General features: G+C 45.4%; 17 protein-coding genes. 6 read left to right on the top strand and 11 right to left on the bottom strand.

What is annotated here, in order from left to right; all coding sequences use genetic code 11:
* Positions 1 to 7 precede the first annotated feature (7 nt).
* The 4 genes from AC1HCU_RS04615 to AC1HCU_RS04600 all read left to right on the top strand — a co-directional run bounded on the left by AC1HCU_RS04615 (position 8) and on the right by AC1HCU_RS04600 (position 3,789).
* Positions 8 to 1,021, top strand: coding sequence for an NAD-dependent epimerase/dehydratase family protein (locus AC1HCU_RS04615; RefSeq protein WP_480369624.1), 1,014 nt, complete (start codon positions 8 to 10; stop codon positions 1,019 to 1,021).
* Positions 1,011 to 1,421 (top strand): Fur family transcriptional regulator, encoded by a 411-nt coding sequence (locus AC1HCU_RS04610; protein ID WP_480369622.1) that lies wholly within the window; start codon positions 1,011 to 1,013, stop codon positions 1,419 to 1,421. Before AC1HCU_RS04615 ends, AC1HCU_RS04610 begins: the two co-directional genes overlap by 11 nt.
* Before the next feature lie 127 nt (positions 1,422 to 1,548).
* Positions 1,549 to 3,591, top strand: a complete 2,043-nt coding sequence (locus tag AC1HCU_RS04605) for a heavy metal translocating P-type ATPase (protein ID WP_480369620.1) — start codon at positions 1,549 to 1,551, stop codon at positions 3,589 to 3,591.
* A gap of 63 nt (positions 3,592 to 3,654) precedes the next feature.
* Positions 3,655 to 3,789 (top strand): hypothetical protein, encoded by a 135-nt coding sequence (locus AC1HCU_RS04600; protein WP_480369617.1) that lies wholly within the window; start codon positions 3,655 to 3,657, stop codon positions 3,787 to 3,789.
* Positions 3,790 to 3,799: 10 nt separating this feature from the next.
* On the opposite strand, the gene AC1HCU_RS04595 is transcribed toward AC1HCU_RS04600, so the two are convergent.
* The 4 genes from AC1HCU_RS04595 to AC1HCU_RS04580 form a co-directional block, all read right to left on the bottom strand.
* The gene (locus tag AC1HCU_RS04595; RefSeq protein ID WP_480369614.1) at positions 3,800 to 4,213 is read right to left on the bottom strand and encodes an SRPBCC family protein; all 414 of its coding nucleotides are present in this window, start codon (positions 4,211 to 4,213) and stop codon (positions 3,800 to 3,802) included.
* Between the two features lie 251 nt (positions 4,214 to 4,464).
* Positions 4,465 to 5,178: a LytR/AlgR family response regulator transcription factor gene (locus AC1HCU_RS04590; protein ID WP_480369611.1), complete on the bottom strand. Its 714-nt coding sequence runs from the start codon at positions 5,176 to 5,178 to the stop codon at positions 4,465 to 4,467.
* Positions 5,147 to 6,253, bottom strand: a complete 1,107-nt coding sequence (locus AC1HCU_RS04585) for a sensor histidine kinase (RefSeq protein ID WP_480369608.1) — start codon at positions 6,251 to 6,253, stop codon at positions 5,147 to 5,149. The genes AC1HCU_RS04590 and AC1HCU_RS04585 overlap by 32 nt, the downstream gene beginning before the upstream one ends.
* A gap of 103 nt (positions 6,254 to 6,356) precedes the next feature.
* Entirely contained in the window at positions 6,357 to 9,152 is a 2,796-nt protein-coding gene (locus AC1HCU_RS04580; RefSeq protein WP_480369605.1) for an outer membrane beta-barrel protein, read from the bottom strand.
* 265 nt (positions 9,153 to 9,417) lie between these two features.
* Here AC1HCU_RS04580 and AC1HCU_RS04575 point away from each other — a divergent pair, with 265 nt between their 5' ends.
* Together AC1HCU_RS04575 and AC1HCU_RS04570 are read left to right on the top strand one after the other, a co-directional pair.
* On the top strand, positions 9,418 to 10,602 hold the full coding sequence (locus tag AC1HCU_RS04575; protein ID WP_480369602.1) for a YeiH family protein: 1,185 nt from the start codon (positions 9,418 to 9,420) through the stop codon (positions 10,600 to 10,602).
* Between the two features lie 130 nt (positions 10,603 to 10,732).
* Positions 10,733 to 12,043: an MFS transporter gene (locus AC1HCU_RS04570; RefSeq protein WP_480369599.1), complete on the top strand. Its 1,311-nt coding sequence runs from the start codon at positions 10,733 to 10,735 to the stop codon at positions 12,041 to 12,043.
* On the opposite strand, the gene AC1HCU_RS04565 is transcribed toward AC1HCU_RS04570, so the two are convergent.
* From AC1HCU_RS04565 to AC1HCU_RS04535, 7 genes are all read right to left on the bottom strand, one after another.
* On the bottom strand, positions 12,044 to 12,532 hold the full coding sequence (locus AC1HCU_RS04565; protein ID WP_321722006.1) for a histidine phosphatase family protein: 489 nt from the start codon (positions 12,530 to 12,532) through the stop codon (positions 12,044 to 12,046).
* Between the two features lies 1 nt (position 12,533).
* The gene (gene tdh / locus AC1HCU_RS04560) at positions 12,534 to 13,559 is read right to left on the bottom strand and encodes an L-threonine 3-dehydrogenase (RefSeq protein ID WP_480369596.1); all 1,026 of its coding nucleotides are present in this window, start codon (positions 13,557 to 13,559) and stop codon (positions 12,534 to 12,536) included.
* A gap of 77 nt (positions 13,560 to 13,636) precedes the next feature.
* The gene (gene kbl / locus AC1HCU_RS04555) at positions 13,637 to 14,824 is read right to left on the bottom strand and encodes a glycine C-acetyltransferase (RefSeq protein WP_480369593.1); all 1,188 of its coding nucleotides are present in this window, start codon (positions 14,822 to 14,824) and stop codon (positions 13,637 to 13,639) included.
* Between the two features lie 56 nt (positions 14,825 to 14,880).
* A complete protein-coding gene (locus tag AC1HCU_RS04550; RefSeq protein WP_480369591.1) occupies positions 14,881 to 16,161 on the bottom strand; it encodes a DNA recombination protein RmuC in 1,281 nt (426 codons plus the stop codon).
* 14 nt (positions 16,162 to 16,175) lie between these two features.
* Entirely contained in the window at positions 16,176 to 17,396 is a 1,221-nt protein-coding gene (locus AC1HCU_RS04545) for a bifunctional 3,4-dihydroxy-2-butanone-4-phosphate synthase/GTP cyclohydrolase II (protein WP_480369589.1), read from the bottom strand.
* A gap of 15 nt (positions 17,397 to 17,411) precedes the next feature.
* Positions 17,412 to 19,367: an LptF/LptG family permease gene (locus AC1HCU_RS04540; RefSeq protein ID WP_480369586.1), complete on the bottom strand. Its 1,956-nt coding sequence runs from the start codon at positions 19,365 to 19,367 to the stop codon at positions 17,412 to 17,414.
* Positions 19,368 to 19,487: 120 nt separating this feature from the next.
* On the bottom strand, positions 19,488 to 19,877 hold the full coding sequence (locus AC1HCU_RS04535) for an START-like domain-containing protein (RefSeq protein WP_321722005.1): 390 nt from the start codon (positions 19,875 to 19,877) through the stop codon (positions 19,488 to 19,490).
* Positions 19,878 to 20,001: the final 124 nt, after the last annotated feature.

Below are 20,001 nucleotides of genomic sequence, written 5' to 3'. Positions count from 1 at the left end.
GAGTAAAATGAAAATATTGGTTACGGGATCAGCCGGATTTATAGGATATCATGTTTCCCGGGAGCTACTTAGTCAGGGACACGCGGTAACGGGCATAGATAATATCAACGATTATTATGATGTGCGGCTTAAATATGCCCGTCTAAAAGAGACAGGTATTGAAGAGCAAAATATAAAACCCGGAGAATATGTGCAAAGTACAGTTTTTGATTCCTATCAGTTCATCCGGATGGATTTAAACGACAGGGAAGCCTTGAATGATCTTTTTGAAAAGGAACATTTTTCGCATGTCATTCATCTTGCGGCACAGGCCGGGGTAAGGTATTCACTACAAAATCCGTTTGCCTATATTCACTCCAACATAACCGGATTCATGAATCTCCTTGAAGCCTGTCGCCACAATCCGGTAAAACATCTTGTCTATGCCAGCTCCAGTAGTGTATATGGAGACAAGACCGACACTCCGTTCAGCGAGTCCGACAATACCGACCAACCGGTAAGCCTCTACGCAGCCACAAAAAAAGCGAATGAACTGATGGCATACTCCTATGCCAGGCTATATCATATTCCGGCCACCGGTATACGTTTTTTTACGGTGTATGGACCCTGGGGACGCCCGGACATGGCTCCTTCCCTGTTCATGTCAGCCATTCTGAAAGGAGAAACCATCCGGCTCTTTAATCATGGAAACATGGAGCGGGATTTCACTTTTGTGGATGATATAGCGATGGGTGTCCTGAAAATCATACCTTCACCCTCATCGATGGAAACACCCCACGCAATATACAATATGGGTTGCACTTCACCGGTAAAACTGACTGATTTCCTTGCCGAGATAGAAAAAGTGACGGGCAAAAAAGCAATCGTAGAAATGACGGGAATGCAACCGGGAGATGTCATCTCCACATATGCCGATACAACGCGCCTGAAAAAAGATTTCAATTACCAACCCTCCACACCGTTAGGAACTGGAATCCAAAGTTTTTACCAGTGGTTTAGCGAATTCTATTATGGAACTTGAACATAAATTAGTGGACAGGGGTATCAAACCGACAGCTGTAAGGTTGTTAATATTCAAGGCAATGCTGGAATACCCTCAGGCATTTAGCCTTTCGGACCTGGAAACGGCATTGGAGACTGTCGATAAATCAACCATCTCCAGGGCCATCACGCTGTTCCACGAACACCTGCTCATTCACAGCATCGACGATGGTTCCGGCTCCATGAAGTATTCAGTGTGCAACGATGATTGCCAGTGCATGCTCAACGAGCTACACGTTCATTTTAATTGTACCCGTTGCCATAAAACATTCTGCCTGGAAAGTATATCGATTCCCCCTGTGCAACTCCCCGAAAAGTTCTTACTGGAAAACATCAATTTTGTGATGAAAGGGCTGTGCGACCAGTGTTCAGGCATGTAAACCATTTAAGTACACACCCATTTTTGTTTCTATTATGCAGCAAAGATAATGCATCTCGGAAATGAAATATTGCAACCAGGTTGCGAGTATATCCCTTTACCTTTGCCATGTAAAAATACATCCTGTAATGATAAAGAAAGAAACAGCAGCAAGGAGCATCAAATTAAGTCCGGACAACGCTAAACTAAACGTTGAAAGCTGTTGCTCACCCGATAAAAAGAATACGTGTCCGACAATTCCTTTTTCCGAAGGAGAAAGCGCGTGTGGATGCGCAAAACCCAGTCCGATAAATCTGCCCGGCAAACCAGCATGGAAAAGATATATGCCGGTGATTGCCACCGGTATCCTTTTTATTTTGGGTATTCTCCTTGACTTCCTGGTGAAACCCGCTTTCTTCACCGGCACCACCCGCCTGGTATGGTATATTGCCGCGTATCTGCCGGTTGTTTTACCTGCCTTCAGACACGCGGTCAGTGCCATATCGCAAAAAAACTTCTTCAACGAATTCACCCTGATGATCGTCGCCACGATAGGTGCGTTCCTAATCGGCGAATATCCCGAGGGAGTCGCCGTGATGCTGTTCTACACGGTGGGTGACCTATTCCAGGAGTCGGCCGTCCGCAAGGTACGACGGAACATTAAAACACTGCTGGGTGTACGACCTGACACGGCAACGGTCATCCGAGAAGGGGTAAGCTCCACCGTCTCACCCGAAGAGATTTCCATCGGCGAAATCATACAGGCAAAGGCCGGCGAGAAAATTCCTCTCGACGGAACGTTGCTATCGCCAAAGGGAAGCTTCAACACCTCCGCGCTTACCGGCGAGAGCGTTCCCTGCACCATCCACGAAGGCGAAACTGTGCTTGCAGGCATGGTAAATCTCAATCACGTGGTAGAAGTTCGCGTAGATAAAGCATATGCTGACAGCTCCCTGACTCGTGTGCTGGAGATGGTGCAGGAAGCCACCTCCCGCAAGGCGAAGACGGAGCTTTTCATACGCTCGTTCGCCCGGGTCTATACCCCCATTGTCTTTGCTCTTGCGCTGGCCATCACGGTGATCCCCTTCTTCTTTGTTTCGGATTATATTTTTGCCGACTGGCTCTACCGGGCACTGGTGTTCCTGGTTATCTCCTGCCCATGTGCCCTCGTCATCGCCGTCCCGCTGAGTTATTTTGGCGGCATCGGTGCTGCGTCCCGAAACGGCATTCTGTTCAAAGGGGCCAATTACATTGACATCATCGCCAAGGCAAAGACGGTAGTCATCGACAAAACGGGCACCCTCACCGAAGGGGTCTTCCAGGTGCAGGAGATGAAATCGACCTACGGCGGGGAGGAAAAGATGGCAGAGTACGTCGTCGCCCTCGAATCGAAATCGAACCACCCGGTTGCCAAGGCCATCCTGGAGCACTTCCCGGAGATCGTACCGGGAGACCACCGCGTAGAGAAGGTGGAAGAGATTGCCGGCCACGGGATGAGTGGCCTTGTGGATGGTCACACAGTGTTGACAGGAAATGCCAAGTTAATGCGGATGCATGGCGTAAAGTACGATCCGGACGTGGATGATATCCGGGAGTCTGTGGTGTTGGTCGCCATCGACCGGCAATACGCAGGGTACCTCGTGATCGCCGATCAGATAAAGGTAGATGCCAAGAGTACCATCCAGCGGTTGAAGCAGATGGGCATCCATACCACCGTGATGTTGAGCGGCGACACATCGTCCATCGTACAGGAGGTGGCAGAGAAGGTAAACGTGGATAAGGCCTATGGCGATTTGTTACCGGGAGACAAGATGACATATATCGAGGAACTGAAGAAAGATCCGTCCAGCGTGGTGGTCTTCGTCGGGGATGGCATCAACGACGCGGCGGCGTTGGCGGTGAGCGACGTGGGTATTGCCATGGGAGGAATGGGTTCGGATGCCGCCATCGAGATAGCCGACGTGGTGATTCAGACCGGTCAACCCTCGAAGATCGCGACCGCCATACAGGTAGCACGCTCCACCCGCACGATCGTCATTCAAAATATTGTCTTCGTACTGGGCGTAAAATTTCTCATTATGCTGTTAGGAGCCCTTGGCATTGCCAGCATGTGGGAAGCCGTCTTCGCCGACGTGGGCGTTTCCCTGATAGCCATCCTCAACGCGATCAGGATCATATTTTATCAAAAATAAATACCCCGGTAGCGAAACCGTTTTTTATCAGATTTCCGTTTCTTTTTCTCCGTGCTTTTTTGAATGGATGTAAAAGCGAATGTGGTGGCCACCCATTTTCTTTCAGGAGCCAGGGAGTACCGGATAAGTTGGCTGAACCTGGCTATCACGGCTTTCTTGCAGCGTTTCCTCTTAATTACGGGAAAATACTGGCTCTAATGTCCTATTTTCATCGCTCCACGTATTTTTTAAAATTATCCAGTATAGACTGCCATCCCTGCTTTTGGAGCTCGACGGGATTTTGATTCTCCGCGTCGAAGGTTATGATCACCAACGTGCTGCCGTTTTCACTATCAAATGTGATCTCCACGTTTCTTCCATCATCAAGCATGTAGGCAACTTTCTCGTATTCCGTCACCTCGGTGTAAAGTGCATTAAAGTCAAAGCCAAAGCTCCCGTCTTTTGCTTCCATTCTCGCGCTGTACCTGCCTCCCACGTGGAGGTCGTTGGTCGCCGTGGGACAATGCCATAACGGGTCGGCAAAATTCCATTTCGTGATATGTTCCGGTTGATTGTAATAATCCCATACTTTCACCGTATCGGCATTCACTACCGTTTGAATCGTGATCTTTGTTGTTCCCATAGCTGTAATTTATATAATCAATGTATCAATCTTTTTCCGGGCACGAGCGTATCTGTACTTGTACAGCCCTCTTTCTTTACCGGTATAGAAGTTAAACAGATTCACGTTCTACAAAGTTTACCCGGACGTTTTTATAGTCATCCTGTTTTTGTAAGATTAATCCCTGCCTTTCGGGCTTGCACGTGCTGCATGCTGTAATTGATTTTGTATTCTATGGTATCTTTTATGAACCTGGATCCCGTCAGCTGTCTTTACTTTCCCTCAACAACTGCCTTGAACTGCTTTCGGTATGTTTCACCAATCGGAATCTGCTTTTTGTCAATAATAATCCTGTTTTTATTGATGCTGCTGATTTTGTTACGGTGGATGATGTAAGAGCGGTGTACACGAATAAAACGATCGGCAGGCAACTCCTCTTCCAGTAGTTTGAGGCTCATCAGTGACAAGATGGGTTTCACCTCACTTTCGATATATATTTTTACATAATCTTTGAGCCCTTCGATGTAGAGTATATCCTCATACAGCACATGAAGAAGCCGGTATTCCGACTTCACAAAAATACCGATATTTTCGCGTGCTGTTTCGGCCGCAGGCTTGGATGCTGCCATTTCAAACCACTCCAATGCTTTCCGGGCAGCCGTAAGAAACTCATCAAACGAAAAGGGTTTCAGCAAATAATCCAGCGCACTCACCTTGTATCCTTCCAGGGCATATTCGCTGAAAGCAGTGGTAAAGATGACCCGTGTGCGGTGACTGATAGTCCGTGCAAACTCCATTCCGTTGATTCCGGGCATTTGTATATCCAGGAAAAGCAGATCGACCTTCTCTTCGGAGATTTGTCTCATGGCAGACAAGGCATTGCTATATTTGCCGGTAAGCCGAAGGAAGGCGGTTTTTTGTACATACGATTCGAGGAGTGACAAGGCCAGTGGCTCATCGTCCACGATCCAGCAATTCAGTATCATCCTGTTGTTTTTTGGTGTCTATTACAAGTACGGTGGAATAGATATCACCTTCTATTGTCGTATGCCAGAGATAACTGTCCGGATATAACAGTTCAAGCCTTCGTCTTACCAGATCAAGACCAATCCCACTGCCGCTTTTATCCTGTTCCGATTTGGGAAAATAACTGTTGCTTGATACAAATTCAATTTTTCCATCGGGATGCTCTTTCAACGAAATATCGATAAACGATGGCTTGTCGCCACTGACACCGTGCTTAAATGCATTTTCTATCAAAGATATAAAAATGAGAGGAGATATTAATGTATTGCCCGTTTGAGAATAGGAGAAATTTGTGGTAAGTTTCACGTTGTCAGCAAGACGGATACGCATCAGCTCAATATAATTCCGCATGAATTCAGCTTCCTGTCGTAACGGCACATAAGTCTGGTTATTATCGTACAACAAATGACGTAACATCCTGCTTAAGTCCACTACTGCCTGTTGTGCCTTTGGGGGATTAAATTCAATCAGCGCATATATATTGTTGAGGGTGTTGAGCAAAAAATGAGGGTTTATCTGGTTTTTCAGGTTCTGAAGCTCTGCCTCCGATTTGGCTTTAGCCAGCTCTTTACGTTCATTGTCCACCTCAAACCACCGCATCGTCATTTTCAAGGCCACACTCAGACCCATCACCAAAAAGAGTGAGGTTGAGTTGCGTACAATAAATAAAAATGGAAAAAAATGATTGCCCTTTCCGCGCCATCTCGGTCTCAGATGTGGCATAAGCTGCTCGAGAAGTTCCCGGCCGTAATGCATTATAAAAGCCATGGCAAGAATTAACGCCAAATTATAAATGATGAATTCGGTTGTTTTCCCCCTGTAAAGAAATTTATCAATCATAAAGAGATAGTTCAGGTAAAAAACAAGTACGAATCCAAGCATCTCCGGAATCGATCTTAAAAAAGGGCGCCAAGTAAACACGCGTTCGGTATCCATGAAAAAGTAAGGAAGAATAAAAATTACTCCCCACAACAACAGGTGAACAAATACATTGTTCCACCTGCTTCGTACCTTCAGTTTAAATACCTTACTCATTCGGTCATATTTTAAATATTCAGTAAATGTAGCGATATGTCATCAATATTTATTAATTTTCCTCAATTTTTACAGTTATTGTAGTAGCTCATTTCATTATTGTCTATCTGCCGTGGTCTCCCCTGTGATGAGGACCACCAAACTCCCGTCGGTCAGGTAACATTTCTTCCCGTGTAGCCCCCCCCTTGAAAATGTTAAACCGGTATACGAAATGTACCATAAAATAGCTGGTGAGAGTATTGGTAGTCGTATCCCGGATATAGTTTGACGTGACACTTCTGCTGATGTTACTGCGTTGTTGCAGAATGTCATATATCTTGAAACGAATTGTACCGTTTTTCTGTTTGAACAAGGTTTTTTGTAAAGATGCATTCCATAACCATTCATTCTGTTCAAAACCGTCGGTATAACCCGAATTGGTCGAATAATTGATATCGCTCTCCAGTGTCAGGTCCCATGGAAGGTAAATCGAGGTGGATGTATTTCCGCCGTAATTAAAATATTGCTGATTTCTCTGTCCCTGGAGACTGTTGGTGACATTATTAAAGTTTATATTCCCCCTGATGCCGAAATCAAACAAATCGGATCGATAATTAAGACCAAGCACTTCAGCCAGAGTCGATCTTTTGTTCACGTTTTGTTCGTTGTTTGAAAATCCGTTTGTGTGATTATAACTGGCAAAGGACATGGAGAAGACCGAAAATTTTATATTCTTTAAAGGCACGTTGAACATGATACGTCCGCTTGTATTCCAGTTCCCTGACACATTACGAAAGGTAGTTTCCTTGCGTCCCGTGGCGTGATCGGTAAAAGTGGAACTGACAACATCGTTGGTCAGATATCCCCCATCAATGAATGCATGCATTGAACTTGCCTTCTCGGGGTTCGATCGTTGGTAAAGAATATTTAAACGATGCTGAAACGAGGGTTTCAGATCGGGATTCCCATAACTGATATTTAAAGGGTCCGATACATCCACAACGGGTGAAAGCTGAGACACCGATGGCTGATCGGTGTTGCCGTAATACCGGAGTCTTAGATTGTGCGTACGGCTCCAGCGATAATTGAGCTGAGCCATGGGAGCATAGTTCACCACATTCTGCTTTCCGTCATAGATCATATCCGAACCAACAAATGTCTTGCTGCGCGAAGAAGAAGGTTGTACAGAAAAGCCGAACAGATAGTCAAATTTCTCGCGTACCGACCGGAAATTGACCTCCAGCTCCTGATTAACAAAATCATTTTCCAAACGTTTACTGTAGAGTGAATCAAATAACGTATAATTTCCGGATTCATCTTTTGAGCGCGTATCCTTATCCGATTCCGAGATATTTTGTCTGTACTGATATGCCAGTTGAAGGAAATTATTTTTCCCGATGGGTTCTACATAAGAAATATATCCCCGCCACGACTGGTTGTTACTGATGTTGGTAAAACGTTGATCGATGAGATCGTCGGGACGTGTTCCGTTATAGAAGGTGCCCGATTTGCTTGTACCGTCGTTTTCCGAATCACCCTTCTCTGCACGCAGCTGGACACTCAGTACCCGGCCCTTTTTACCCAACTCACGGCTGGCATCTAGATTTAGCTCTATTTCCTTGCCGTTACCCTCTGAAAAGTAATCCGATTCGCCATAGTTGATAGTATCGCCTGCCAGTTCACTCACAGTAAGGAAGTCGCCTGTTTCAAGGCGGTTATTATTATAAAATGATATCTCGGGACGGAAAATAATTTTGGTGAGCGTATCCGGATTCCATTCAAGCCGGAGATCCAAATTAAAATTCTGGCTTTTGTTATTTGCAAAGTTGTTCTCCTCTTCCAGTGTATTCCCGGCGCTAAGCAGGTTTTGAGTAAAAACACCGGAGAGCACCTCGTTGTCGGTATAGCCATAACGAACATTTCCCCCAAACTTTAACTTTGGTGTAAACTGTTTGCTGAAGTTACCTCCTACATTTGCCGACGTAGCAATTCCGTCACGTCCCCCAGACATACGCATGCGGCCGCCGCGGCCCCCCATACTCCCAAACATGGAGGAAGCCAAATCAGAAAAACCGGCATTGTTTGTATTGTTGATCCCTCCGAGAAACGTATACTGATCCTTGTTTTTCATGTAATTCACCATGGCATTTCCTTCATAACGTTCCTTGCTGCCATATCCGGCGAAAGCGTTGCCAAAAAGGCCCTCTTTCATTCCGGGGCGTACCATCAGGTTGATCACATTCTCTTCCTCTCCATCGTCGAATCCGGTCATCTGTGCCATCTCCGTCTTTCTCTCAAGAACCTGTAACTTATCAACCATCTTTGCAGGCAGGTTTTTTGATGCCACCTTCGGGTCGTCGCTAAAAAACTCCTCCCCGTCCACCAATATCTTTTTTATTTCTTTCCCGTTGACAGTAATCTTTCCTTCACTGTCTACTTCCACACCAGGCATTTTCTTCAACAGATCTTCGACCACTGCGCTCTCTGTCACCTTGTAGGAGTCGGCATTATACTCCAATGTATCACCTTTCACGGTTATCTCCGGTGCCTTGGCGGTAACCACTGTCTCCGACAGTAAAATATTGTCGTTACTTAAAATGATATTGCCCAACTTCACATTGGGTTGTGAAGAGGTTACCTGTACATCGCGATAAATATCAGTGTAACCAATGAAAGAGATATGCAGTATATAAGATCCTGTTCGTACCGGAATTGTAAAGACACCATCGGCATTGGAAGCTTTGCCCGTCACAAAAGCACTGTCTGCGCGCTGCAATATCCGTATGTTCGCCAGGGCCACCGGTTCTTCCGTATCTTTATCTACCAGTTTTCCGGAAATGGAACTGCCCGGCTGATCCTGCGCAATCATTAAAAAAGAATATAGAGTAAACGATATTGCAATAACAAGTAATTTCTTCATTGTAGTAAGCTGTTACTAAGTCCTCCTTATAAATTGAAACATTACACAAAAATAGAACCGGCAGAGAATGCTGGCAAAAGAAATAGACAAACTCCCTGATTTCATCGACCAATAAAGGATTTAAGACAATCAACAGGATTACAATAAAAGAAAAGAAAAAGTTACATTTTGTCTTTTTGTTGGTAAATTATATTTATTTTTGCAGTCGCTGCAATTGTCATATAAGAATTCTGAAATATTTCCTGATAATAAATCCATTGTTTTTATGTTAAAATATTTAAAAAGCGAAGACTGGGTAGCTACGATTTTTGGCGCCATTGTTCTCCTTCTTGTGATTCTTTTGCCTGCGGTAATGAAGAATTATGCTTATATGTCTGGGATAGTAGCTCTTCTGGCTTACATTGGTTATCTCTTTATGGGGAAAAAAGACAATGGCCGCTTTCTTCTTTCATTCGTAATAGTCTATCTGCTGGCATGGTTGGCCACCTATATTGCAGGACTTACACCTGTAAAAATCATGGGACTGGAGTCAGTATTCTTCGCTGTCATTATTGGTCTTCTGATCCGTAATACTGTGGGACTACCTGCCTGGATGGCTCCGGCAGTGATGAGCGAATATTATATCAAGGCGGGCTTGGTAATTCTGGGTAGTTCCATCCTTTTCAATGAAATCATGAAAGCCGGTGCACTGGGAATGATTCAGGCGATTATTGTTGTGTTGTCAGTCTGGTATTTCAGCTTCTGGATTGCCGGCAAGGTATTTAAAATTGACAAAGAGATGTCCATCTTACTCTCCAGTGCAGTTTCCATTTGCGGTGTTTCAGCAGCAATTGCCACCAGCGGTGCCATCAAGGGAGATCCCAAGAAACTCTCCTTTGTGATTTCCCTGGTATTGATTATTGCCATTCCCATGATGTATCTTTTGCCTTATCTGGCTATATGGATGGGGCTGAGCGAAGAAATTGCCGGCGCCTGGCTGGGCGGCACCATCGACACCACCGCAGCCGTCGTAGCCTCTGGCAAGTTTATCGGCGAAACGGCCGAGCAATATAGTGTGATCATTAAATCTGCACAGAATGTACTTTTGGGGGTTGCCGCCTTTGTGATTTCCATCTATTGGTCATATAAGGGAACCCACAGCGACATTCGTCCCTCAGGTAGTGTATTGTGGGACAGGTTTCCAAAGTTTGTAATTGGATTTCTGATTGCTTCACTGATATTCAGCTTTGTCTTCGATGCAGGAACCGGGAAAGCGTTATCCGGTGTAGCCAACAAGGGTGCGCGTAGCCTGCTCTTCTCACTGGCATTCGTCTGCATAGGGTTGGAAACCGACTTTCGTTACATATTCAGGAAGGAGAATGCTATATATATCTGGTCGTTCCTCAGCGCACAGACTTTTAATATTTTACTCACTTTGCTGGTCGCATGGTTGTTGTTTAAAAATATCTAAAAAATATTTTTCAAACAAAACAACGCTTTCGGGCGTTGATTGAGGGTTCCTGTCGATCATAATTTCTCCGGTAGATATTTTTCAACAATGGGTAAAAATATTCCTGAGAAGTGAAGCAAGTAACTCCCTAATGAAACGATTCATTCTTGTCCTTGTCAACACAGCCATAGCCAATACAAGCACTTATCTGCTTTGGAGCGCCTTTTCTTTTTGGATATACCTCGAAACCAGGTCAGTGCTGGTACTCTCGGTGCTAAGTGGTACCTACATGTTGCTGGTCACCCTCTCCAGCATGTTTTTTGGCACCATTGTAGACAAACATAAAAAGAAAAGGGTAATGACAGGTGCTTCGGTAGTGACCATGGCACTCCTGCTGCTGGCAAGCGCCATTTTTTTACTGTCCGATACAACGCATATTGCCGACATTTCATCACCGGCATTCTGGCTTTTCTCCCTGCCTCTTTTATTGAGTGCGCTAAGTGGTAATCTGCGGGGAATAGCGCTTTCAACAACTGTTTCCATACTCGTGCCAAAACACAAGTATGCCCGTGCCAACGGGCTGATAGGAACTATTCAGGGATTTGGCATGATTGCCAATACCGTTTTCAGCGGACTTATCATTGGATATATGGGTATGGACTGGGCTATTGTCATCACCCTGGTGCTGTCGAGCGGCACGCTGGTACACCTTTTTTTTCTCTCCATCCCTGAAGAACATATCGTACATGATCCTCACCTGCAAAACAGTCAGATCGATTTCCATGGTGCCTTCCGGGCAATACAGCTGGTACCCGGGCTAATGGCGCTTATTTTCTTCACTACGTTTAACAACTTCATCGGGGGAGCCTTCGCAGTACTGCTTGATCCCTATGGGCTTACTCTTTTCCCTGTGGAAGTATGGGGGGTTATTCTGGGCTTCACGGGTACCGGATTTATTCTGGGAGGGTTGCTTATCGGGAGGCTGGGGCTGGGCAGGAAACCACTCCGTTCATTGCTATTGGGTTACGTTTTCATCAGCATCATCTGCATCCTCTTCACCCTGAGGGAAGGATCCGTTTTATTTGTAGGAGGAATGTTTCTTTATATGCTCATAGCGCCGATTGTTGAAGCGGGAGAACAGACCATCATCCAGACCGTTGTACCAAAGCCCATACAAGGGCGGGTTTTCGGATTTGCACAAACCGTGGAGGCAGGAGTTACACCCGTCTCCATCTTTATCATCGGGCCAATGGCTCAATCATTCATCATTCCTTATATGGAGAGCAACGCCGGCATACAAGCATTTGGCTGGCTGCTGGGGGGAGGTGACACACGCGGCATCGCACTCACTTTCGTGATAGCAGGTGTCTTCATGCTCATTTTGTCACTTCTCGCTTTCCGTACGAAAGCCTATCATATTCTCTCCGACTCATACAATCAAAATACCAGTACAGAGGAATAATCAGAGCTCTTTTGCCAGCTTCAGCCACATAAAGTTGGCACGTTCCGCCGAGATATCTGCCCATGCGTCGACATGAAATACAAAACAGGCAGCCGAAGAAGTGGGAAGATTATCCAGTCTGACTCCCAAAGTGTTGATCAGGTCTGTTATTCCCGGGTTATGCCCCACATAGAGACAGCTCTCCACCTCATCGGACAGTTTGGAAAGAACATTCAGTATCCATCTGGTTGGCGCAAAATAAAGATTTTGATCTGTCCTAATCTGATCTTCAGCATAGCCAAGCTGTTGTGCAACAATAATGGCCGTTTCATGAGCCCTCTTTGCGGAAGACGAAAGAACCAGGTCGGGAGGACCTGATCTTTTTATGATATAGCTTCCCATGGCGGTAGCATTTTTACGGCCACGTTCGGTAAGTACCCGATCATAATCATCTTTGGCCATTGTATCCTGTTCGGCTTTGCCGTGACGAAGGATTATCAGTTGTTTCATATCAGTTCCAGCTTAAAATAACTTTACCACACTCTCCGCTCTCCATCACGTCAAATCCCTTTTGAAATTCATCGATGCCAAACCTGTGCGTAATGACAGGCGTCAGATCAAGACCTGAAATAAGCATCTGCTCCATCTGATACCATGTCTCCCACATTTCGCGGCCATAAATCCCTTTTAAAGTCAGCGCCTTGAAGATAATTTCGTTCCAGTCTACCGTGGTGTTGTTGGGCAGGATACCCAACAATGATATTTTTGATCCGTTGTACATATTGTCGATCATCTCCCGAAAACCGGCCGGAGAACCGGACATCTCCAGCCCTACGTCGAAACCGCGCATGCCAAGCTTTTCCACTGCCCGTGCAATGGTTTCCCCCCGGGAAGGATTCACAGTGAGCGTGGCCCCCATCTTACGGGCTATTTTCAACCTGTATTCACTCAGGTCGCTTACGACAATGTATCGTGCTCCCGCAAAGCGACAGATGGCTGTAGCCATGCTGCCAATCAGGCCCGCGCCGGTGATCAGTACATCTTCGGCAATCAGCGGAAAAGAGAGGGCTGTATGTGTGGCATTGCCAAAGGGGTCCATGATAGAAGCGATTTCATCGGGAATACGGGGATCGAGCCTGACAACATTCGATGCCGGTAGTGAGAGATATTCTGCAAAAGCGCCGTCGCGGTTAACGCCCACGCCGACGGTATTTTCACATACGTGCAACTTGCCCCGGCGACAATTGCGGCAGTGCCCGCAGGCAATATGACCTTCTCCTGTTACACGATCACCCACCTTCAGGTTTTCTACGCCACTGCCCATATCCACAATCTCGCCCACATACTCGTGCCCAATGGTCATGGGGGTTCTGATGGTCTTCCGGGACCAGTCGTCCCACTTATAAATATGCAGGTCAGTTCCGCAAATAGATGTTTTTTTTACTTTGATCAGGACATCATTCACACCGATGGAAGGAACGGAAATCTCTTCCATCCAGATGCCTTTCTCAGGCCGAAGTTTCACCAGTGCTTTCATATTTTAAGCTTTATGCGGTCAGCGGTTATCTTTCAGCTTTACGTGCTGAAAGATGAAGCGTACAGCAAGTTCGGTTGTTAAATGATTTCAAGTTTCTTTCCAATTTTAACGAATGCTGCGATGGCCTTTTCAAGATGCGACCTCTCATGCCCTGCAGAGAGCTGCACCCTGATGCGTGCCTGGTCTTTGGGCACCACAGGGTAGTAAAATCCTGTTACGTAGATCCCCTCATCCAGCAGTTCGGCAGCAAACTGTTGTGACAGCCTGGCATCATAGAGCATCACGGCACAAATGGCCGATTGTGTCGGTTTTATATCGAACCCGGCCTCTCTCATCTTTGTCACAAAATAATTCACATTCTTGTGCAGTGTATCCTGCAGATGATTGGACTCCTGCAACAGATGAAAAGCTTCCACACCCGCAGCTGCCACTATGGGAGGAATAGAATTGGAAAAAAGATACGGTCGGGAGCGTTGTCTCAGGATGTCGATGATTTCACTGCGGCCGGTAGTAAAACCACCGATGGCACCGCCAAATGCTTTGCCCAACGTTCCGGTGATGACATCCACCTTACCCATGAGACCATACTGTTCCGAAATTCCTTTTCCTGTTTTACCTACCACGCCGGCGGAGTGACTTTCGTCTACCATCACCAGTGCGTCGTATCTGGCAGCCAGCTGCATTATCGTATCGAGGGGGGCCACGTTACCGTCCATGGAGAAAACACCGTCGGTAGCAATGATTCTAAAACGTTGTGTCTGTGCTTCCTTCAGTCTCTCTTCGAGATCGGCCATATTGGCATTGGCGTAACGATAGCGCTTCGCCTTGCACAGACGAATCCCGTCGATGATGGACGCATGATTCAATGCATCGGAGATAATGGCATCTTCTTCAGTGAAAAGAGGTTCAAAGAGGCCTCCGTTGGCATCAAAACAGGAAGCGTAGAGAATGGTATCGTCTGTTTTAAAAAAATCACTGATGGTTTTTTCCAGCTCCTTGTGATAATCCTGCGTACCACAAATAAACCGCACCGACGACATGCCGTACCCGCGATCATCGAGGGCCTTTTTTGCCGCAGCAATCAAACGGGGATGGTTGGACAAACCCAGGTAATTGTTGGCGCAAAAATTGAGTACCTGCTGTCCCGATTGCACTTCTATCTCAGCCTGTTGCGGCGTTACAATAATCCGTTCATTTTTATAGAGACCGGCTTCCTCTATGGCCCTCAACTCAGCCTGTAGGTGTTGTTGCATTTTTCCGTACATATTTATTTCAGTTTTCAGCGATTGGCTCTCAGCATTTAGAGTTAATTACCTGGTTTTCAATTTTCATTTTCTTCTTCCAAATTACTAAGTAGTGATGGGGGAAGCACTTTTTTTGCCTTTACACCCAGTTCACGCAGTTTTTCAGTCTGTCCGATGAGGTTTCCTCTTCCCGCTTTCAACTGCCCGTATGCATTCTCATAACTTCGTCTGGCTCTGTCGAGATGAATTTCAATATCGGTAAGAGAGTCCACGAAATTAACAAATTTATCGTAAAGTGATGCACCACGTTCCGCAATCTCTATCGCATTACGGTTTTGATATTCACGCTTCCACAAATCTACAATTAATTTCAATGCGGCAATCAGATTCGTGGGACTGATCAGTAGAATTTTCTTTTCATATGCATACTGCCAAAGGCTCTCTTCGTGACGCAAAGCGAGCATGTAAGCAGGTTCATTGGGAATGAACATCATCACGAAATCGAGTGTGTCGGCGTAATCCTGATAGTTTTTCCGACTCAGTTCATCGATATGCTTTCTCACCGAACGCAGGTGTTCTCCTATAAACTTCTTTTGATCCGTCAGATCACTACTGCCTGTGTAGTTGACATATGCCGTGAGCGACACTTTTGCATCTATGATCACTTTTCTCTTGTCCGGATACACAACAATCACGTCGGGCTGCATCCTGGAGCCATTCTCACCGGTGTAATAATTGCCGTCGGGATCTTTTAGATATTCCTGTACGAAGTATTCCCTACCCTCCGTCAATCCTGAACGTTCCAGTATGTTCTCCAGAATCACCTGTCCCCAGTCGCCCTGCATTTTGGAGTCACCTCTCAGCGCCTGGGTCAGATTGTTGGCTTCGCTGCTGAGCCGGTCATTCAGTTCACGCAGATTTTTCACTTCCTGTCCCAATGAAAAGCGCTCCTTCGCTTCGGTAATATATACCTCTTCCACTTTCTTGCGGAACGAATTAATATTTTCTCCCAGCGGCCTCAGAATCGCATCCAGATTATACTTGTTCAGATTCGTGAATTTTTCAGACTTTTCTTCCAGTATCTTCGATGCAATCTGTTCAAACTCCAGGTTAAACTGTTTACGAATGGCTTCCATTTCTTTTTTCTGCAGCTCAATATCCCCCATTCTACCCTTTGAAACTTCCAGTTGGGTGTTCAGCCGGTGATTTTCCTGCACCATCATCTCGAAGTCCCTTCGGGAAACAGTTTTGGATTTGCAGTTTAATGTGGCAATGATCCATCCCAGAATACCTCCCACTCCGCATCCTGCCAGTACATAAAGGAAACTCGCGTAATCTTCCACGGAAAAAATGATCAATTCAAAAATTTCTGTTACTTTATGTTCCTCAGTACATGTCCCATCTTCTTTTTTTTCGTCTCCATATAGAAATGATTGTATGGATTGGGTGTGATTTCGAGCGGTACATTTTCCACCACTTCAAGGCCGTATGATTCCAGGCCGATCCGTTTTCTGGGATTGTTAGTCATCAGCCTCATTTTTTTTATTTCAAGGCTGCGTAGTATCTGGGCGCCTACGCCGTAATCTCTTTCGTCGGCCTGATAACCCAGGTGCAGGTTGGCATCTACGGTGTCGAGGCCCTGTTCCTGCAACTTGTAAGCCGCAGCCTTGGCCATGAGACCAATCCCGCGTCCCTCCTGATTCAGGTAAACCAATACCCCCTTGCCCTCATGTTCTATCATTTTCAGTGCTTTATGCAACTGCTCTCCGCACTCACACCGCATGGATCCAAAAATATCACCTGTTATACAAGAGGAGTGTACCCGTACAAGGAGAGGCTCATCATCGTGCCACTCCCCTTTGATCAGTGCCACGTGCTCCTGCCCTGTGGCTTTCTGAAGAAAGGGTATCATCGTGAATTCACCGTACATGGTAGGGAGCTTCACCGCCTCTCCCCGTTCAATAAGCGATTCGGTCTGCAGTCTGTATTTGATTAAATCGGCCACAGACACTATCTTGAGATTGAATTTCCTAGCCATATCCATCAATTTGGGGAGACGTGCCATGGAACCATCCTCATTTTTAATTTCAGCAAGCGCTCCGGCAGGATATAAGCCGGCAAGCCGGGCAAAGTCGATAGTCGCCTCTGTGTGTCCGGCCCTGCGGAGCACTCCTTTCGACTGTGCACGGAGCGGAAAAATATGTCCGGGACGTCCAAAGTCCTCGGGTGCCGTCTCCTCCCTGGTAAGTGCCAGGATGGTCTGTGCCCTGTCGTATGCCGAAATTCCGGTTGTACATCCATGTGTGAGCAAATCAATAGACACGGTAAAGGGGGTAGAATGTATAGAAGTATTATGAGTGACCATCATCGGCAACTCCAGCTCTTCGGCACGTTCTTTGGTGATTGGTGCACAAATAAGGCCACGTGCATGGGTTTCCAGAAAATTTATTTTCTCCGCGGTGATACACTCCGCTGCGATAATCAGATCACCTTCATTCTCCCTGTCCGCATCGTCGACCACGATGATGAAATTACCTTTGCGAATCTCTTCAATAGCTTCCTCTATAGTGTCTAATTTAATTTGTTTATGCATATCTTGTTTTTAATTTTATGCTGTTATTATGCTATCTGTGTAATGTGTGTTCTGTATGAACTCAATCATTTCCCGGCTCAGCCGTTGCACCTCTCTCAAATCTTTTTTAGTCCTTAGTTCAAATGGAATAGAGAGGAGTCTGAACAGAATTCCTGCCGGAAAGAAATACATGCTGAATATGGCTCCAGGTGTACCGGCTTTAAACGGTCCGATTTTAGTGATGAGCACCGGAAATGCTTCAGCCTTTGCCAACTCCTCCAGATTTCTGGAATTGGATAATTGATTGAGAATGATCTCCATAGAGCTTTTGATCAAGAACAATTCTCTATCGCTGGTATTATTCATCCAAAAGTCCTTATATGTCAAATGGTTGTATTTCTCAAACCAATGGTCTATTCCATCCGACAACCCCGACAATGAACGGACGATATCCTCATAATTGGGACTGTCAATAATTACACTTTTTACAGGATATTTCCTTTTTTCACGAATCAAGAACAATCTTTTAAAAAATTGCGCATAGGTGTCGGCATTCATAATTACAGAATCATTCATAGCCTTGTAAGTCAGAAACACACCGATGGGCAACAGAATGAGCGAACTGAACCACATCCCGAACCAATGTTCCCAGACTCCGTCGCGGGTCATTTTGTAACCCACATTCTCCACGATATAATAAATGATGAACAGGATTACAGATATGACAATGGGAGTGCCCAAGCCTCCTTTTCTGACAATAGATCCCAATGGGGCTCCAATGAAAAAGAAAATAAGACAGGTAAAAGGGATGGTAAATTTGCGGTGCCATTCTATCCAGTGGCGGTTGATGGTTTTTTGGGTGGTGGTTTTATTGAGTGACCTGAAAAGAAACTCATTGCTATTGTTGTCGGCCTTCATGAAAGCACTTTGCAGGATAGCCGACTGTTGTTCAAGTTCTTTTGACTGCAGCAGCGTATCGGGACGTGGAACTTTCACACCGGCATACAGCAGTGTACCCGCAATGAGCGAATCCTTCTTTTCGGAAGGATAGCTATTGCGGAAAGTGAGATAGGAATAATTTTTCATCAAGTTTCGGTCCAGCCTGTTCACACTGTCCATGATCATTGTCATGGAATCGATCGAGGTGCTTAACGCCGTCAAATTCTTAGAAACATAATTGCTGGTTGAGCTTCCTTCAATCATCTCTTCTCCCATGCGGTTGAAATTGGCATCATAGGAGATCATCATGGTTTTCTCATCGAAGTTTTCCCTTGCATAAGGGACAAAATCAGCCGCATCACTGACCCTGTTTCCCTGTGTAAAGTTTTGAAATTGCTGACCGCTATACATCGTAAATATCAACATTCTCTTATCTTCCGTCATGCTCATTTTTGCAGAATCACAGATGATTACGGCCATACTGTTGAATCCACTCGCCACATCGTATATCAGTACATCATATAACATACCGGTCTTTTGGTCTTTCCTTTCTACATAGAGGTTATAGCCGTCAATTTCCTTATAAAAAACACTTTCGGGCACATCAAGTTCAGGCGAAGCCTGACGGATGGAAATAAGCAGTGAATAAAACTTGGTCTGTATTTTCGGAGTCGCATTGTTCTGAAAAAAAAAGGCACCCACACTGATGAAAAAGATGAGGATAATGAGTGGTTTCATGGTTTTCAACAGGGGAATACCGGCCGATTTAATGGCAAGTAGTTCCAGATTTTCTCCCATGTTTCCGAAGACCATCAGTGATGCCAGCAGGATAGCCAGCGGCAGCGCCATCGGAATAAGATTAAGGGCAGCATAAAAGAACATCTCCCCGATCACATCGAGTCCCAGTCCCTTGCCCACCATGTCCTCCACATATTTCCATAAAAATTGCATCAATACCAGAAAAAGGCAGATGGCAAAAGTCATTAGAAAAAGCGGAATAAATGTTGTCAGAATGTAACCATATAACCGCTTTATGTGGAAAAATCTTTTCATCGGACAGCACAAAAAAGAGACGTTTAATTTTAGGACAAAGATAATAAAATCAAACGGACAATCGCGGTTTCGAAAGTGTAAAGATGATTAATTGAGACAGTAAAAGATGATGTGATGAGCTCAGATACCCAGTCTTCTTTTCATCTCGTCTATTTGTGACTCCCACAAGGCAATGGCATCTCCCTTTTCATCAGATTCAGCAAAGTCGGTAATTTCCAGGGTCATGTCGCCCGACAGATCCAGTTTACGTAACATGAACTCGAAATAACAATTCTCTTCCTCCTCGTCTATCCATCGGTAACGGATGTTTGACAACGGTTTCTGATTTACAATAACTGCCTGATTATTTGTTTTTCCCCAGTAAAATGTGTAGATAGTTTCGGTTTCATCCATTGATACCTCATCAGCAAACCATTCCGAAAGACCGTCTATCTGACTGACCATGCGCCATAAACTACTTTGGGTCGCGTTTCCCATCAGGAACTCGATATGGAATTTTTCTTTCGACATGTATATTTAGAAACAGGCCCACAATATACAACTTTTTTTTGGTTCCATTGCCAAAAGTTCACAAAAGTTAGACTATTTGAGTCGCCAAAAAACAAAAAGCCGTCTTTTCAGACAGCTTTTTATA

The organism is Proteiniphilum sp. LBM24028, assembly GCF_056629195.1.
The sequence above is the reverse complement of the archived record's forward strand: the minus strand, read 5'-3'. Positions and strand labels throughout refer to the sequence as shown.

What these genes read in the sequence shown, in the direction of transcription:
- AC1HCU_RS04615 (WP_480369624.1), top strand. Translation starts at nt 8, where the DNA reads ATGAAAATATTGGTTACGGGATCAGCCGGATTTATAGGATATCATGTT.
- AC1HCU_RS04610 (WP_480369622.1), top strand. Translation starts at nt 1,011, where the DNA reads ATGGAACTTGAACATAAATTAGTGGACAGGGGTATCAAACCGACAGCT.
- AC1HCU_RS04605 (WP_480369620.1), top strand. Translation starts at nt 1,549, where the DNA reads ATGATAAAGAAAGAAACAGCAGCAAGGAGCATCAAATTAAGTCCGGAC.
- AC1HCU_RS04600 (WP_480369617.1), top strand. Translation starts at nt 3,655, where the DNA reads ATGGATGTAAAAGCGAATGTGGTGGCCACCCATTTTCTTTCAGGAGCC.
- AC1HCU_RS04595 (WP_480369614.1), bottom strand. Translation starts at nt 4,213, where the DNA reads ATGGGAACAACAAAGATCACGATTCAAACGGTAGTGAATGCCGATACG.
- AC1HCU_RS04590 (WP_480369611.1), bottom strand. Translation starts at nt 5,178, where the DNA reads ATGATACTGAATTGCTGGATCGTGGACGATGAGCCACTGGCCTTGTCA.
- AC1HCU_RS04585 (WP_480369608.1), bottom strand. Translation starts at nt 6,253, where the DNA reads ATGAGTAAGGTATTTAAACTGAAGGTACGAAGCAGGTGGAACAATGTA.
- AC1HCU_RS04580 (WP_480369605.1), bottom strand. Translation starts at nt 9,152, where the DNA reads ATGAAGAAATTACTTGTTATTGCAATATCGTTTACTCTATATTCTTTT.
- AC1HCU_RS04575 (WP_480369602.1), top strand. Translation starts at nt 9,418, where the DNA reads ATGTTAAAATATTTAAAAAGCGAAGACTGGGTAGCTACGATTTTTGGC.
- AC1HCU_RS04570 (WP_480369599.1), top strand. Translation starts at nt 10,733, where the DNA reads ATGAAACGATTCATTCTTGTCCTTGTCAACACAGCCATAGCCAATACA.
- AC1HCU_RS04565 (WP_321722006.1), bottom strand. Translation starts at nt 12,532, where the DNA reads ATGAAACAACTGATAATCCTTCGTCACGGCAAAGCCGAACAGGATACA.
- tdh (WP_480369596.1), bottom strand. Translation starts at nt 13,559, where the DNA reads ATGAAAGCACTGGTGAAACTTCGGCCTGAGAAAGGCATCTGGATGGAA.
- kbl (WP_480369593.1), bottom strand. Translation starts at nt 14,824, where the DNA reads ATGTACGGAAAAATGCAACAACACCTACAGGCTGAGTTGAGGGCCATA.
- AC1HCU_RS04545 (WP_480369589.1), bottom strand. Translation starts at nt 17,396, where the DNA reads ATGCATAAACAAATTAAATTAGACACTATAGAGGAAGCTATTGAAGAG.
- AC1HCU_RS04540 (WP_480369586.1), bottom strand. Translation starts at nt 19,367, where the DNA reads ATGAAAAGATTTTTCCACATAAAGCGGTTATATGGTTACATTCTGACA.
- AC1HCU_RS04535 (WP_321722005.1), bottom strand. Translation starts at nt 19,877, where the DNA reads ATGTCGAAAGAAAAATTCCATATCGAGTTCCTGATGGGAAACGCGACC.